Source organism: Staphylococcus sp. LKG3-1 (assembly GCF_048568385.1).
Lineage (GTDB): Bacteria > Bacillota > Bacilli > Staphylococcales > Staphylococcaceae > Staphylococcus > Staphylococcus saprophyticus.
This window is the reverse complement of the sequence record NZ_CP183796.1, coordinates 301,069-317,038: the sequence shown is the minus strand read 5'-3', so window position 1 is coordinate 317,038 and position 15,970 is coordinate 301,069. Positions and strand designations below refer to the sequence as shown.

The 15,970-nt window shown below is 33.7% G+C and carries 14 protein-coding genes; 2 read left to right on the top strand and 12 right to left on the bottom strand.

The genetic code is table 11. The features are described from left to right. Positions 1 to 78: 78 nt before the first annotated feature. The gene (locus ACM595_RS01560; RefSeq protein ID WP_115338569.1) at positions 79 to 1,641 is read left to right on the top strand and encodes a M4 family metallopeptidase; all 1,563 of its coding nucleotides are present in this window, start codon (positions 79 to 81) and stop codon (positions 1,639 to 1,641) included. A gap of 163 nt (positions 1,642 to 1,804) precedes the next feature. Here the strand turns inward: ACM595_RS01560 and recG are convergent, their stop codons facing one another. The 5 genes from recG to ACM595_RS01535 form a co-directional block, all read right to left on the bottom strand. Further along, the gene (gene recG, locus ACM595_RS01555; RefSeq protein WP_419744421.1) at positions 1,805 to 3,850 is read right to left on the bottom strand and encodes an ATP-dependent DNA helicase RecG; all 2,046 of its coding nucleotides are present in this window, start codon (positions 3,848 to 3,850) and stop codon (positions 1,805 to 1,807) included. A 2-nt stretch (positions 3,851 to 3,852) separates the two neighbouring features. Continuing rightward, positions 3,853 to 4,722 carry an L-serine ammonia-lyase, iron-sulfur-dependent, subunit alpha gene (sdaAA, locus tag ACM595_RS01550; protein WP_002483499.1) on the bottom strand — a complete coding sequence of 290 codons (870 nt, stop codon included), beginning with the start codon at positions 4,720 to 4,722 and terminating at the stop codon, positions 3,853 to 3,855. A 12-nt stretch (positions 4,723 to 4,734) separates the two neighbouring features. Continuing rightward, positions 4,735 to 5,400, bottom strand: a complete 666-nt coding sequence (sdaAB, locus tag ACM595_RS01545; RefSeq protein ID WP_002483500.1) for an L-serine ammonia-lyase, iron-sulfur-dependent subunit beta — start codon at positions 5,398 to 5,400, stop codon at positions 4,735 to 4,737. Between the two features lie 333 nt (positions 5,401 to 5,733). Next, positions 5,734 to 7,392, bottom strand: a complete 1,659-nt coding sequence (fakA, locus tag ACM595_RS01540) for a fatty acid kinase catalytic subunit FakA (RefSeq protein ID WP_419744420.1) — start codon at positions 7,390 to 7,392, stop codon at positions 5,734 to 5,736. Positions 7,393 to 7,406: 14 nt separating this feature from the next. After that, a complete protein-coding gene (locus ACM595_RS01535; RefSeq protein ID WP_002483502.1) occupies positions 7,407 to 7,778 on the bottom strand; it encodes an Asp23/Gls24 family envelope stress response protein in 372 nt (123 codons plus the stop codon). Positions 7,779 to 8,028: 250 nt separating this feature from the next. Between ACM595_RS01535 and rpmB the strand changes: the two genes are divergently transcribed. Then, positions 8,029 to 8,217 (top strand): 50S ribosomal protein L28, encoded by a 189-nt coding sequence (rpmB, locus tag ACM595_RS01530; protein ID WP_002483503.1) that lies wholly within the window; start codon positions 8,029 to 8,031, stop codon positions 8,215 to 8,217. 98 nt (positions 8,218 to 8,315) lie between these two features. On the opposite strand, the gene ACM595_RS01525 is transcribed toward rpmB, so the two are convergent. From ACM595_RS01525 to rsmB, 7 genes are all read right to left on the bottom strand, one after another. Next, positions 8,316 to 8,951: a thiamine diphosphokinase gene (locus tag ACM595_RS01525; protein WP_037538558.1), complete on the bottom strand. Its 636-nt coding sequence runs from the start codon at positions 8,949 to 8,951 to the stop codon at positions 8,316 to 8,318. A 5-nt stretch (positions 8,952 to 8,956) separates the two neighbouring features. Then, on the bottom strand, positions 8,957 to 9,601 hold the full coding sequence (gene rpe / locus ACM595_RS01520) for a ribulose-phosphate 3-epimerase (RefSeq protein WP_002483505.1): 645 nt from the start codon (positions 9,599 to 9,601) through the stop codon (positions 8,957 to 8,959). Continuing rightward, positions 9,602 to 10,477: a ribosome small subunit-dependent GTPase A gene (gene rsgA / locus ACM595_RS01515; RefSeq protein ID WP_002483506.1), complete on the bottom strand. Its 876-nt coding sequence runs from the start codon at positions 10,475 to 10,477 to the stop codon at positions 9,602 to 9,604. Between the two features lie 286 nt (positions 10,478 to 10,763). Further along, on the bottom strand, positions 10,764 to 12,818 hold the full coding sequence (gene pknB, locus ACM595_RS01510; RefSeq protein WP_115338570.1) for a Stk1 family PASTA domain-containing Ser/Thr kinase: 2,055 nt from the start codon (positions 12,816 to 12,818) through the stop codon (positions 10,764 to 10,766). After that, on the bottom strand, positions 12,815 to 13,558 hold the full coding sequence (locus tag ACM595_RS01505; RefSeq protein WP_002483508.1) for a Stp1/IreP family PP2C-type Ser/Thr phosphatase: 744 nt from the start codon (positions 13,556 to 13,558) through the stop codon (positions 12,815 to 12,817). Before ACM595_RS01505 ends, pknB begins: the two co-directional genes overlap by 4 nt. Positions 13,559 to 13,562: 4 nt before the next feature. Next, complete coding sequence (gene rlmN, locus ACM595_RS01500; protein ID WP_037538561.1) at positions 13,563 to 14,657, bottom strand: 23S rRNA (adenine(2503)-C(2))-methyltransferase RlmN; 1,095 nt, start codon at positions 14,655 to 14,657, stop codon at positions 13,563 to 13,565. A gap of 3 nt (positions 14,658 to 14,660) precedes the next feature. Further along, a complete protein-coding gene (gene rsmB, locus ACM595_RS01495; protein ID WP_232010403.1) occupies positions 14,661 to 15,968 on the bottom strand; it encodes a 16S rRNA (cytosine(967)-C(5))-methyltransferase RsmB in 1,308 nt (435 codons plus the stop codon). Positions 15,969 to 15,970 lie beyond the last annotated feature (2 nt).

Below are 15,970 nucleotides of genomic sequence, written 5' to 3'. Positions count from 1 at the left end.
TGATATTTTATGTAAATAAATATTTATATGAAAAGCAATTGTTTCTAAAGCCAAAAGATTAATAATTAGGAGGATTACATGATGAAGAAATTGATTACCACAACACTCGTAACATGTTCACTGATATCTGTCACATCATTACAAGCACATGCGCAAGAAAACAATAGCATCAAACCAGAAAGTCTCAAGAAACCCATAAATACAAAAGTTCATAATAATCAAGATGTAAAAGCATATTTACAAAATAATGTATCAAAGATTATCAAGGAATCTAAAGAATCTGGAAATGCTAATGTTAAAGATAATGCATTTGAGCAATATGAAATTACAGATAAACAACAAGACGCTACTGGAATCACTCATTATACCTTGAAACCCAAAGTCAATGGTATAACTGCTGAAGATAGCGCATTAAAAGTTCATGTAAACAAACAAGGTGATGTCACTTTAATAAACGGTAGCATTGATAAACCAACTGTCAAGGTTGACAACGAAGTGAAAATTTCTGCAGTTGATGCTGAAAATAACGCATTTAAAGCTATAGGAAAAAACAAGGCAGATGTTAACAATATCAAAGGCTATGATATCGTAAATAAAAACAAATTAGATATTAACAGCGACAGTCAAAAACTTGTATACGATGTTGAATTAAACTATATTTCACCTAAGGCCGCTCATTGGAAAATTCAAGTCGATGCTAGCACTGGAGAAATATTGAATAAAGAAAATGTCATCAAAAATGCCTCAGCAACAGGAAAAGGTACAGGCGTGAACGATGATGAAAAGTCACCATTGAATTTAACAGAGAATAATGGTGAATACACATTAAAAGATACAACGCAAAATGCAGAAATGCATACACAAACTGCTAATAATATTACAGATGATTTTTCAGAAATCACAAACGATAGTAATAATTTCGACAAGGAAGAACACAAGGCTGGCGTAGATGCACATTATTATGCTAATGAAGTGTATAACTATTATTTAGATAAACATCATCGTGATAGTTATGATAACGCCGGAGGAAAGATTGACTCTGTCGTACACTATGATAAAGATTACAATAATGCTGCGTGGACAGGGCAATATATGATATACGGTGAAGGTGATGGACAAACCTTCAAAGCATTATCAGGAGCCAATGATATCATCGCTCATGAATTAACACATGCCGTAACTGAGCGTACGTCTAACTTAAAATATCAAGATCAATCAGGCGCTTTGAATGAATCATTTTCAGATGTATTTGGGTATTTTGTAGATCCAGATGACTGGTTAATGGGTGAAGATGTATATACACCTGGAACTGAAGGAGATGGTCTTAGAAGCTTAAAAGACCCTGAAAGATATAATCAACCGGCACACATGGATCAATATCAATCAGGTAGTCAGGATAATGGTGGTGTACACACAAATAGTGGTATTCCTAACAAGGCTGCATATCTGACAATTAATGAAATTGGAAAAGATAAAGCTGAACAAATTTACTACCTTGCATTAACTCAATATCTGACGCAAAATTCAGAATTTTCAGATGCTAAAACAGCTTTAAAAGAAGCCGCAAATAAACTTTATGGTGATAATAGCGCTGAAGCTGACGCTATTGATAAGGCTTGGACAGAAGTTGGCGTAAATTAAAAAGCCTGTTAAATAATTAATTATCTAACAGACTCCCACAATAAATCATATTCTAACTTCGGATGGCATTCGTAAATAATTAAATTATTTACGAGTGTCATTTTTATTTAGAATATAATAGAAAGTATACAATGGATTTGCATGAAATACAAACCAACAATTTTTAATCAAAACTCATATACAATAAATTTTCTTCAATAAAAGATTTTAATATATTATATTGTGGTTCAAAGAAGACACCCGACTGTATTAATTCGGCGGCTTCATCTCTAGCAACTTCTAGCATTTTATAATCTTCCACTACATTTGCAACCAAGAAATCAGGTAAACCGCTCTGCTTTACACCAAAGAAATCGCCTGGCCCCCTCATTTCTAAATCACGTTCACTAAGTTCAAAGCCATCTGTAGTCTGGGTCATGATATTCATACGTTCAATACCTGTTTCTGTTTTCGGTGATGCGATTAATACACAGTAACTTTGTTGTTCACTTCTCCCCACTCGTCCACGCAATTGATGTAACGTAGACAAACCAAAACGATCAGCATCATATATCATCATAAACGTCGCATTTGGCACGTTCACACCTACTTCAACTACCGTTGTTGACACTAATATATCAATTTCATGATTGCTAAATCGTTGCATCACTTCATCTTTCTCATCTGAATGTAATTTACCATGAAGCAGACCAACCTTTTCAACTCCATAATATGATTGCAATGATTCATATAATTCAACAACATTTTGTACATCTTCAAGATGCTCTGAACTTTCAATCAGTGGGCAAATGACATAAGCTTGTCTACCCTTCTTCAGTTCTGAAGTCATTTGATTTAATACACTTTCATAAGCCTCATGCTTAGACCAAGAAGTGATGATTGGTTTTCTACCTTTAGGCAATTGTTTAATTGAAGAAACATCCATTTCACCGAATACTGAAATGGCTAATGTTCTTGGTATCGGCGTTGCTGTCATAAATAAGACATTGGTCATAGCACCTTTTTCTCTTAACAACTGTCGCTGATTAACACCAAAACGATGTTGTTCATCTGTAATAACAAGACCCACATTATTAAACTTAACATCATCCTGAATTAATGCATGTGTTCCAATGATACAATCAATTTCATTATTATTCAGTTGTTCTAATAACAGCTTCCGTTTTTTTCCTTTAACAGAGCCAGTCAATAAAGCCACGTTCATTCTATCACCAAATAGGTCAACTAAACTTTCTGCATGTTGCTCCGCTAATATTTCTGTCGGAACCATTAAAGCTGACTGATAGCCTGCTGTTTTCAAGGCATACATACAAATAGCAGCGACAACTGTTTTACCAGAACCTACATCGCCTTGTAATAAACGATGCATGCGAATGGGTGCTTTCAAATCTCTGAATATTTCATTCACGCTATGTTTCTGAGCGTCTGTTAATTCAAACGGTAGACTATCTATAAAATGTTTAACTAAATTAATATCATAGTCTATGTCAATTGCTTCATCTGATGTTTTTTCAAGACGATTCAACCACTGCATTCTTAATTCAAACATAAATAATTCTGTGAAAGCATATGTTCTACGTGCTTTCAGTAAAGATGCTTTATCAGTTGCAAAATGCAAAGCTTTAATTGTATCTTCTAAAGTTTCTAATTTGTATTTTTTTCTTAAGTCTTCAGAGAGCCATTCTTGAATCGTCACCTGATCTAGTACCTGTCTAATCATATCTCTTAAAGGCTTTTGTTTAATACCTTCTTTAATGCGATATACAGGTTCATATTGTCCGCTCTCATCCATTTGTTGGCTAAAAAACATTCTGTTACCGTTGATTTCTTGCTTTGCTCTATTCCATTTTCCTTTGACTGTTACGGTTCCATGTAATTCTATTTTCTTTTTTAAATAAGGCTGATTGAAAAATGTGCATTTCACAGCAATTTGGTCGACCATGATATGTACTGTTAATTTAGATTTATTACGACCAAAAAAAGCGACAGTTGGTGTTGAATAAACTTCACCCACCACTGTCACTATCGCTTGATCTTCAGCTTTATTTAAGTCAATTACAGTATTATCTTCGTAACGTGTTGGTAAATATAGAATTAAATCTTCAACAGTATGAATATTTAATTCATTCAATACTGCTAAGCGTTTCGGACCTAATCCTTTTATTTGAGATAATGGAAATGGACTTTCAATTAAATTGACTTTTGACATAATTAATCACCAAATATTTCTTGTTTTAGGCGCTGACCCGTAGGTGTACCTGCTAAACCTCCACGACCTGTTTCACGTAGAGCGGATGGCATCGTTTGACCGATTTTATACATTGCTTCAATCACTTCATCTGTAGGAATTCTTGAAGTCACACCTGCCAAAGCCATGTCCGCAGATACGATTGCATTTGATGCACCTGCAGCATTTCTCTTAACACAAGGTACTTCTACTAAACCAGCTACTGGATCACATACTAAACCTAGCATATTTTTCAAACAAATTGCAAAAGCTTCAGCTGACTGTTGCGGCGTTCCACCTGCAAGTTCTACAGTTGCTCCAGCTGCCATCGCCGCAGCTGAACCGACTTCTGCTTGACAACCACCAGCAGCACCTGAAATAGATGCATTATTGGCAACAACAAAACCAAATGCACCTGAAGTTAATAAGAAATTTAACATATCTTTTCTTGATGGTTCTAAACGCGGTTTAAGACCAAATAACACGCCTGGTACAACACCTGCAGAACCTGCTGTAGGTGTTGCACAAATTTTCCCCATAGCTGCATTGACTTCATTTGTCGCAACAGCTTTACTAACTGCGTCTAACAAAGTTGGTCCTGCGAGTGATTTCCCCGTTTTCAAATATTCTTTAATTAGTACAGCATCTCCACCAGTGAGCCCTGTTGTAGATGTAACCCCTGCTAAACCTTCGTCTAAAGCATTCTCCATCGTTTGTAAGTTTTTGTCCATATGTGCATAAACATCTGCTTCAGATAGTCCTGTAACTTCCATTTCTTGTTCAAGCATAATTTCATGGATTTTTTTATTTTGCTCTTCACACATTTCTACTAATTCTTTCACACTTTTAAACATGCAATACCTCCATTAGGCGTCTCCCATGAGTGAAACCGTCACTACACCATCGACGTTTTTAATTTTCTCTATTATTTCATCATTCACTGCATCATCTAATTCACAAGTCATTAATGCTTGATCGCCTTTTTCTTTCCTAGATACTTGCATACTACCTACATTAATACTTGAGTCTCCCAGTATATTGGCTACACGACCAATAGTACCAAACGTATCTTTATGGAATACAAGTAATGCCGGGTAATTACCACTAATCGCGATATTGAATCCATTGATTGCTACTACTTCAATTTTTCCGCCACCAATTGAAACACCCTCAACGGATATTTCTTTGTCTCCATCACGCATATTAATAATAGCCGTGTTCGGATGTGATCTTTCTTCTGCCATTTCAATAAAGTTGACTTTCATCCCAGCTTCCTCAGCAGTTTCCAAACTTGTTTGTATACGATCATCATCAGTATCGTAGCCTAACAAGCCACCGACTAAAGCAACATCAGTGCCATGTCCTTTATATGTTTCCATAAATGAACCATAAAGATATATATCAGCTTGTTTCGGTAATTGATTAAATAAGTCTCTAGCTACTAAACCAATTCTCACTGCGCCTGCAGTATGAGAAGACGAAGGGCCTACCATTGTAGGACCAATTATATCGAAGACTGTTTTATATTTCATAATTATACCCCACTCTTATTTTTAATGTTTCTAAAGTGTTGCGCTTTCATTCTTAAACATCTTGTTTATTATAACAAGTTCAATAAACATTATAAACCAAAACTGGTTGTATTGTTCTTATTAAATGCAAAATTAAATTGCTGACAACCTTAAAACTATTTAAAAAATGTCATTATTTCAAAAAAATATGGAAGTAAGAATTAATCAAATTTTAAAATCTGATTTTCTCACTCCCATCTGTAACATGACTGATATAGTCGATGTTTTTCCTTTTGAAGTCATATACTATTGTATAAATGATACTCTTTTAAGATTCTAATGCTGTAATTTATATTATTCTACAGAAAACAAATATTGATAAACAGGTTGTTGACCATCATGTTGTTCTAATTCAACGTCTGGATATGTTGCTTCCATCCAATCTTCAATGTCTGAAGTAACTGTTTTATCAGCATCCATACCAACGATCATCGTAATGATTTCACTATCTTCATTAATCATTTCTGCCATTAATCCCTTAACCGTTTCAAATTGATCAGCATGACTTGTTACAATTTTATCCTCAATCAAGCCCATAAATGCGTCTTTTTTAATTTCAACACCATCAATTTTAGTATCTCTCACAGCGTATGTCACTGAACCAGAACGTACTGCTTCTAAAGATTCCACCATTCTTGATTTATTAGATTCGAGTGAATCAGTTTCATCATAATTAAATAACGCAGCAATGCCTTGTGGTATTGATTTGGTCGGAATGACTATAGTATCAGCTTCTACAATTTCAGCAGCTTGTTCACTAGCCATTAGAATGTTTTTATTATTAGGTAAAATGATTGCACGTTTACATTGTGATTGTTCAATAATCTTGACAATATCTTCTGTTGATGGATTCATTGTTTGTCCACCACTAATCATGTGTGTCGCACCCATTGACTTGAAAATCTCTGAAATACCTTCACCCATGGAGATTGCAATGACTGCAGTGTCGACTGCCTGCGTTTCTTCTGTAGATGTTGCTTTGCCACCGTCATGTTCTTTTTTCACAACTTCACGATGTTGTTCACGCATATTTTCGACTTTTAACTTAATTAATTCACCATACTGTTGACCATAGTTAAATACGTCACCTGGTTTTTCTGTATGCACATGTACTTTAACAATTTCCTCATCGTTGATAACTAATAAAGAATCCCCAAACTGGCTCATGTCTTCTCTAAAACTCTGCTCATCAAAGGTTTTTTTATTTTTTCCAAAACGAACCATCATTTCAGTACAATAGCCATAAACGATATCTTCCGTATTAATTACGCCATGAAAATCATGTTCTTCATTAACTAAAGACTCTTTATTTAATTTTGGTGACTGTGCAGATACCGTTTCACCTTTTAATGCTTTTAAAAATCCAGCGTAAACAATAGCTAAGCCTTTACCTCCACTATCTACAACACCGACTTCTTTTAATACTGGTAATAAATTCGGTGTGTTTTCAAGTGAGACTTCTGCTTCTTCGAGAATGTAAGCCATTAATTCAATACAATCGTCGGTTTCTTCTGCCTTTAGTATAGCTGCATCAGCTGCATCTCTTGCTACTGTTAAAATCGTTCCCTCAACTGGTTTCATGATTGCTTTATACGCTGTATCTACACCTGCTTTAAAACTTTCAGCAAATTGTTTAGCATTAATTGTTTCATATGTTTCTAAACTTTTACTAAACCCTCTAAATAATTGTGACAAAATCACACCAGAGTTCCCTCTAGCACCCATCAATAAACCTTTAGAAAATGTCTTACCTAGTTCACCAATTTGTTGAGATAAATTGTTTTCGACTGCTTCTCTCCCTGATGTCATCGTCAAATTCATATTCGTCCCAGTATCTCCATCTGGTACTGGATAAACGTTCAATGAATCAACTAAGTCTGCATGATTTGATAAATTTTGCGCCCCTTGTATAATCATCTCGGCAAATAATTTACCATCTATTTTGCTTACCATTGCGTAATGTCCTCCTAGTTTTTCGTGCCATTATTAATGCGCACACCTTGTACAAATATATTGATTGAATTTACTTTTATTTTTAATGTTTGTTCTAATGTATATTTTACAGTTGATTGTACATTGCTAGCTACTTCAGATATTTTTGTTCCAAAGCTTACAATAATGTACATATCTACATCAACAACGCCATTATCTTCTCGTACAATGATACCTTTAGCATAATTTTCATGTCCGAGTATTTCTGCAATGCCATCTCTAACTTGTTGTCTAGAAGCCATGCCTACAATTCCATAACATTCTACTGCTTTACTACCCACAACTGAAGATATTACTTCGTTTGAAATGTCTATACTACCGTAATCATTTGTGATTTCTAATGTCATAAAATGGGCCTCCTAAGTTTATGGTTATATCATAATCGCCAATAATAAACAATGCGTCTTGATTATCTTATTAAAAAAATACTATATTTATCCACAGTTTACAATTATACCATAATTTAATATTAACAAAAGTATTATTCATGTAAACGAAAAATTTTTCTCGTTTTATTGCTATCTATACTTATTTGTGGTACATTATTCAAGTATGTAGTAGATACGTGTATTTATATTTATTAAAGGAGGTACTTTCATGGGCAAACAATGTTTCGTAACAGGTCGTAAAGCTTCAACTGGAAACAATCGTTCTCACGCTTTAAATTCTTCTAAAAGAAGATGGAATGCTAACCTTCAAAAAGTTAGAATTCTTGTAGACGGAAAACCTAAAAAAGTTTGGGTTTCTGCACGTGCTTTAAAATCTGGTAAAGTAACTAGAGTTTAATAAATATAATGCACGAAAAGACCAATCCTTATGTGGAGGATTGGTCTTTTTTTATTTCATTTTCTTTTAGATATCAGCGTATATTTAAAAATCCTCATTTAATCTTTACTTCGAATCATCAATACACTGCCTTCAATTATTTCTATATTCCCACAAGATTGACTTAATTCATTTGAAATAGTAAGCGTTGAACCAAGTTTCAGTGTTTCATTTTGTAAGTTATATTTAAAGCCTTTCAATGAAATTACAGTTGGATAGATGACTGGTATAAATGAAATATATGGAAATTGTTCACTATATGTCACATTAAACTGACCTTTTTGTATAAATTGAATTTCATTTGTGTCATCTATTAATTTAATGTTGATATTCATTTTTGTATATTCCGGTTTTTCCAGTATTTGTAAGGCGCCCATGAAATGATCTAGTCTACCGCCCGTCGCACCATAAACATCAATATTTCGATAGCCACGCTTTACTGCTTGATCAATGCCTAAAGCTAAATCTGTGTCATCTTTTTCAGAATTATAAGGATTTATCTCTATCTGTTGTTGTATAAAGTTCCTCTCTGAATCAGAAATAGAATCGAAATCACCGACTGCAAATTGAGGTGTAATCCCAGATTCTAGCAAGATCAAGGTGCCTCTATCTATACCAATCCAATGTTCATGTTTATGTTCCACTAAAATATGCTTGGGCAAATTTCTATTGCCACATAATAAATTGGCTTTCATCTATGTCAACCTTTCAATGTGTTAGTTACCGTTTGATATTCATCGTGTTTAAAAAAGTATGACCCTGCAACTAACATTGTCGCACCATGGTTAACTACAGTTTCAACAGTGTTATTGTTAATACCACCATCTACTTCAATATCAAAGTTTAAGCCTTGCGCTTTTTTGATTTCAGATAATTGATCCAGTTTTTCTACGCAATCATTTATAAATGTTTGACCACCAAAACCAGGGTTTACTGTCATAACCAATACATAATCTACCATTTTTAATACCGGACGAATTGAATCAACTGGCGTCCCAGGATTAATCACCACACCAGCTTTTACATTTTTATTCTTAATTTGTTCAATCACTCTGTGAATATGGGGTGTTGCTTCAACATGTACTGAAATCATATCAGCGCCATGCTCAGCAAATAATTCAACATATTTTTCAGGTTCTTCTATCATAAGATGCACATCAATAGGTAAATCTGTACCTTTACGTACTGAATCCAATATAGGTAGTCCGATTGAAATGTTAGGTACAAATTGTCCATCCATGACGTCAAAATGTACCCCATCAACGCCTGCCTTTTCTAAAGCAGTTAACTCTTGTTGTAAATTCAAAAAATCTGCTGATAATAATGATGGATATAATTTTGCCACTTAATATCTTTCCTTTCTATTTGAAATTTCTTTAAATAGCTGTAAATAATGATCGTATCTAAACTGGGCAATATTGCCATTTTCCAATTCAGCTTTAACATTACATTTCGGTTCATTAATATGGTTACAATCTCTGAACTTACATGTCGCACTATATTCATGTATTTCCATGAAATAATTTTTGATTTCATCTTTTTGTATATGATCATAATCCAAAGCACTAAAGCCTGGCGTATCTGCTATAAAGCCTTTAGCTCTCTCAAACAATTCAACATGACGTGTTGTATGACGACCACGATTTAACGCTTTAGAAATGTGTTGTGTTTCAATCTCTATATTAGGAAAATATTTATTCAATAACGTTGATTTACCAACACCTGATTGACCACTCAACACAGCTAAACCATCACCCCAACTTGAAAAGACTTGTTCAATATCTTCATTAATACTTATGAATTGTGTTTTATAGCTCATATTCTCATAAACTTCTAGCAATTTTTCAATATCGTGTTGTTTTTCCAAAGATGTCAAATCTTTTTTAGTTACAAGAATACGCGGACGCATATGATAAGAATGCGCAATTACTAAAAACCTATCTAGTAACTGTGTAGAAAAATCTGGTTCTACAGCACTCATTACAAGAATGAGATGGTCGACATTACTAACAGGCGGTCGCTTTATTTCATTTTTTCGTTCATGTACATGATGTATATAACCTTCCGTTACATTTTCTACTTCAAAATCAACGACATCACCTACAATAGGTGAAAATTTATTTTTTCTAAAAAGGCCACGTGGTTTTGTATCATACATTTCACCGTCTACATCAACTCGGTAAACACCACTGATTGATTTTATGATGCGTCCTGTTTTCACTTAGGCACCCCTCTTTTAAATACTTTTACCATTTATATTATAGCAAAGCATTTTTGATTTAAATATGATTTGAAACGATTTCGGCTAAATTTTCAGTTGTAAATATCGATAACGATACTTTTCCACTTAATTATTCTATGAATGAAATTGAGATAATAAATTAAAAGCACCAATTTAATCCAAATTCGACTAAATTGGTGCTCATTTTATATCTTCTATTTGTGGTTCGCTAGAGCTTTCGCTCTTGCATAAGCGACACTATGCTCTCTTCGCTCGCTAAGTGTCGCTAAAAATCATAAGGTATATCTTTATCAGCAACAACTTTACCATCTACACGAACGGTATAACCAGCCGTTTTACCTTTTTCTATTGTCATCGGTATTTTAATGGTTTTATTGTCTTTTATTTTAAATGTTTGTGAAGGTGATGTCCCTTCGCCATCTTTGTCTCTTACAAACACTTTTACTTCTTGGCTGTCGTCATCTTTACCAGTATATTGAACTTCATACGTTTCTGTATAATCTTTAGTCGCTGGTTCATCATCTTTAGATTCTTTGTCATCTTTATCTTTATCGTCAGCGTCTTTTTCCTCATCTTCTTTATCATCATCAGATTTTGGAGCGCCTTTTGAAACGGTGAATTCAATTGTTGAACCTTCGTCTATTTCTTCATCTTTTGGCGATTGGCTGATAACATTATCTTTTTTAACTTTCTTGTCCTCAGTTTCCTGAGTGACAACTACCTTGAATCCTTTTGCCTCTAACTCTGATTTTGCCGTTTTAAAAGCTTTATTCTCATAGTCATCAACGTAAACTTGTTTTGTCCCTAAAGATTCAGTAAGTTCTATATTACTATCATTCACTTTCACTTTATCTCCAGGATTCACATTTTGTGATTCAATTAAACCTTTAGCGATATTTTGTTTCGTGTACGCTTGTTTCACTTTTGAATCTTTGATGCCTAAATCTTTTAATTTATCTAAAGCTTCGGATTTTGTCATACCAAATAAATTTGGCATTTCCGTCAATTCAGGTCCTTTAGATAAAACAATGTCAACTTTACTTTGTTGTTCTAAACGATCCCCTTTCTCAGGCGTCGTTTTTATAATTTTATTCTCTGGATATTTATCACTATATTCACGCGATATATTACCCATTTGTAATTTATTTTCTTTTAAAATATGTTCTGCTTCTTTTTCTGTCTTACCTGATAAATCTGGTGTTTCTAAATATTTATTTCCAAACATACCCATTGCCATGAATCCAAATAAACCAAACAGCAATAAGACGATTATAAGTGTATAGAAAAACTTCTTTTTCTTTGTACGCTTTTTTTGTGGTACCTCATAAATATGTTCTTCACTTGATTGAAATTGTTGTTGATTGACGATAGGAATCTGCATTGTTTCTTTTATGTTTTTTCCTTTATCTTCATCTCTCGTCTGGTTGACAATATCTGATTTATTTATAGGAATTGTCTTGGTATTCTCCTCAACGGATTGATACCTCGCTTCATTCTCACGATTTTCAGACAATACATTTTCTAAATCACTTTGCATATCTCTTACTGATTGGTAACGCACCGTCTTATCTTTTTCCGTTGCTTTCAGTACAATATTACTTAGTGCTTGAGGTACATCCGAGCGTTCATCAGTAATATTAGGCATAGGATCTTGGATATGCTTAATTGCAATACTTACTGCTGTTTCCCCAGAAAACGGTGGTTTACCAATAAGCATTTCATACAATACAACACCAATTGAATAAATATCGGTACCATTATCTGTCGATTCACCACGTGCTTGTTCGGGTGATAAATATTGAACTGTACCTAATACATGGTTCGTTTGTGTCATTGTTGTTTCGCTTAGAGCTTTCGCAATACCAAAATCTAAAATCTTCAAAGTCTGGTGCTTATCTATTAAAATATTTTGTGGTTTAATATCACGGTGTACGATTTTAGTATCATGAGCATGTTTAATTCCATTAATAATTTGATTGGTAAAGTTGAGTGCTGTTGTGGTCTCCAAAGGTTGGTTTTTTTGAATGTATTCAGATAATGTCGGTCCTTCTATATATTCCATTACTAAATAGAAATTATCATCATCTTCCGTAACATCAAACACGTTCACTATATTTTTATGTGATAGTTGTGTTAAATTATGTACTTCTCTTTCGAAACGTTTAATAGTTTCTTCTTTCTCACCAGCAGGAATCCTAATTGCTTTGATCGCTACTTTACGATTGAGAATTGTGTCTTCGGCAAGATAGACAGTACTCATTCCGCCACCACCGAGTTTTTTAATGACCTCGTAGCGCTCACTTATTATTTTGCCTATCATACTTTATCACCTTCAATCTCAGCCAATACAATACTTACATTGTCATTCGTATCTTCAGATAGTGCAAGTTCTATTAAGTCTTGACCGTGTGTCTCTAATTCTTTCGCTTGTACCAATGTTTCTTGAATTTGATGGTTACGTACAAAATCGGTTAAACCATCAGAATTTAACATTAAATAATCATAGAAATTCGTTTTTTTCACAAATATATCTGGCGTCACTAACTTATCAGTCCCCATCACTTTGGTAATGATATTTCGTTGAGGATGATTAAATGCTTGTTCAGCAGTAATTTGCCCAATCATCATGAGATGATTAACAAACGAATGATCATTCGTAATTTGTTCAATCTCTCTACTATTCACTAAATAAGCTCGTGAATCACCAATATTTGCGACTACAATATAGTTATCAAATACTAAAGCACAGACACAAGTTGTACCCATACCCTTATATTCTGGGTTTTCTACTGACATTTCATATAACTCACGATTAATAGCTTTTAAAGTTGTTCTCAACCAATTTTCAGCTTGATCAGCTTCGATAAGATTTTCCACTTCAAAACGACGTTGAAGCTCATCAGTGACAAATTGGCTCGCAACTTCTCCTGCTAGGTGACCACCCATACCATCACAAAGCACTAATAGCTGTTGCTCTGTACGATTATAAAATACGCCACCTGCATCTTCATTTTTATCACGGTATCGACCCGTGTCAGTAAAAAATTGTGCTTTTAGCATGTCCCTACCTCGTTTCTACTTTTCGTTCCTTAGCTCTTAATTGACCACAAGCAGCGTCAATATCGGCACCTTGTTCACGTCTAATTGTTGCATTTATCCCTAAACGCTTCAATTCTTTTTCAAATTTAAAGATATCTTCTTTAGGTGTCTTCACATAATTTCTTTCTGGTACGTGATTCACTGGTATTAAGTTAACATGGCAATTCAATTTTTGAATTAAATGCGCTAATTCCCTAGCATGTTCAATTTGGTCGTTGACGCCACCAAATAAACCATATTCAAAAGTAATACGTCTATTTGTTTTTTCTTGATAATAATGAATAGCTTCCATTAATTTTTCTACATTATATGCTCTATTTATCGGCATCAAACGTGATCGAATTTCATCATTTGCACCGTGTAAGCTAACCGCAAAATTAATTTGAATATCTTCATCAGCGAAATCGTATATTCTTGGAATAATTCCTGAAGTTGACACTGTAATATGACGCGCTCCAATATTTAGTCCATTATCATCATTAACAATTTTTAAGAAATCCATCATTTCATCATAGTTTTCAAATGGTTCTCCAATACCCATGATAACGATTTGTGATACACGCTCTTCTGTTTCATCTAAAGCTTTTTGAACTGTTAATACTTGAGAAACAATTTCTCCAGCTTCTAAGTTACGTTTTAAACCGCCTAATGTAGAAGCGCAAAACGTACAACCAATACGGCAACCAACCTGTGTGGTTACACAAACAGAATTCCCGTATTCATGTCTCATAAGGACCGTTTCAATTGTATAACCATCTTGTAATTCAAATAAAAACTTAATTGTACCGTCTTTACTTTCTTGTTTTACAACTGTTGTCATGGTTGTCATTGTAAAATTATCTTTAAGTACTTCTCTTAATTCTTTAGATAAATTTGTCATATCATCAATGTCATCGACGCGTTTTTCGTAAAGCCACTCAAAAATTTGTTTCGCTCTGAATTTTTGCTGACCATTTTGTACCAACCAATCTTGCATCTCATCGTATCTTAATGAATAAATTGATTGCTTTTCAAAATTGGGAAGAAACTTATTTTTTTTCTTCTTTTCTGCAGTTATCATATTTTAATTTTCCTTTCTTCTTATCCTAGTTATGAAAAAGCCATCAGAGTTAAAATCTTGAGGTAAAATTTGCATCGTTTTTACTTTTTCTCCAGTTATTGGATGTTCAAATTGATCGAATTCAAAATCTTTATTTTCTTTTAAAAATGTATATACAACATTTTCATTTTCCATTTGCTCAATCGTACAAGTTGAATAAATCATTGTACCACCAGGTTTCACATTATATTTCACATTATTTAAGATTTCCAATTGAATTTCAACCAAAGATTCAATTGCATGTTGCGATTGTTCATATTTTATTTCTGGTTTATGTCTTAAAACACCTAAACCACTACATGGCGCATCTACTAAAATCTTATCATACACTTTATCATATTTTTCAGTTGCATCGTGTTCAAATGCAGAAATGTTAGATAAACGTAATTTTCTTATATTAAAATCTATTAAATCTATTTTATGTTCATGAATGTCCGTCGCATCAACCTGTCCAGTACCATTTAATATTTCAGCAATATGACAAGCTTTTCCACCAGGTGCACTACAAGCATCTAAAACTTGGTCACCTTCTTTTAATGCCATTAATTCACCAATAAACATTGAACTCTTATCTTGAATAGATATCAGTCCATCTTTAAACATACGAGATTCAATAATTGACTTACCACTAATATGTAGACAAGTTTCGATTTCTCTATCTTGTTCTACAATATAATCATCATCAGTGAGTCTTCTAATAGCATCGTCTACTGAAATACGAGTTAAGTTAACACGTACGGTTGTAGTTACTTTATCTAAAAATGATTGCGCAATTGTTTCTGTTTTTTCAATACCAAAATGCGTTGTCCAGTGATCAACCAACCATTTGGGTAAACTGTATTCGATCGCGATACGTTTTTTGTCATCTGTAATTTCAGTAAAATCTGGTAAGTCACTGCGCATAATATTTCTTAGTATACCGTTCACAACATTACCATTATGCGGACCGCCTTTATATTTAGCAATTTCAACGGCTTCATTAATAATCGCGTGTTCAGGTATTTTATCTAAATAGACATATTGATAAATACTCATCCAAAGTAACTGTCTGACCCAACCTTTTAACTTTGTTTGAACAAAAGGTTTCAGCAAATAATCTAAAGTATATTTTCTTTTTAACGTGCCATATACTAATTCTGTATATAATCCTTTATCTGCTCTATTTAATTCATTATTTGATAACACATCATTAATGATGATGTTACTATAGGCTTTATCATTTATAATATCTTGAATGGTTTCAAATGCTAACGCTCGCACATTTGTTTCTATTG

Bases quoted from the DNA above. Each gene is read 5' to 3' on its own strand.
- ACM595_RS01560 (WP_115338569.1), top strand. From the start codon at position 79: ATGATGAAGAAATTGATTACCACAACACTCGTAACATGTTCACTGATA.
- recG (WP_419744421.1), bottom strand. From the start codon at position 3,850: ATGTCAAAAGTCAATTTAATTGAAAGTCCATTTCCATTATCTCAAATA.
- sdaAA (WP_002483499.1), bottom strand. From the start codon at position 4,722: ATGTTTAAAAGTGTGAAAGAATTAGTAGAAATGTGTGAAGAGCAAAAT.
- sdaAB (WP_002483500.1), bottom strand. From the start codon at position 5,400: ATGAAATATAAAACAGTCTTCGATATAATTGGTCCTACAATGGTAGGC.
- fakA (WP_419744420.1), bottom strand. From the start codon at position 7,392: ATGGTAAGCAAAATAGATGGTAAATTATTTGCCGAGATGATTATACAA.
- ACM595_RS01535 (WP_002483502.1), bottom strand. From the start codon at position 7,778: ATGACATTAGAAATCACAAATGATTACGGTAGTATAGACATTTCAAAC.
- rpmB (WP_002483503.1), top strand. From the start codon at position 8,029: ATGGGCAAACAATGTTTCGTAACAGGTCGTAAAGCTTCAACTGGAAAC.
- ACM595_RS01525 (WP_037538558.1), bottom strand. From the start codon at position 8,951: ATGAAAGCCAATTTATTATGTGGCAATAGAAATTTGCCCAAGCATATT.
- pknB (WP_115338570.1), bottom strand. From the start codon at position 12,818: ATGATAGGCAAAATAATAAGTGAGCGCTACGAGGTCATTAAAAAACTC.
- ACM595_RS01505 (WP_002483508.1), bottom strand. From the start codon at position 13,558: ATGCTAAAAGCACAATTTTTTACTGACACGGGTCGATACCGTGATAAA.
- rlmN (WP_037538561.1), bottom strand. From the start codon at position 14,657: ATGATAACTGCAGAAAAGAAGAAAAAAAATAAGTTTCTTCCCAATTTT.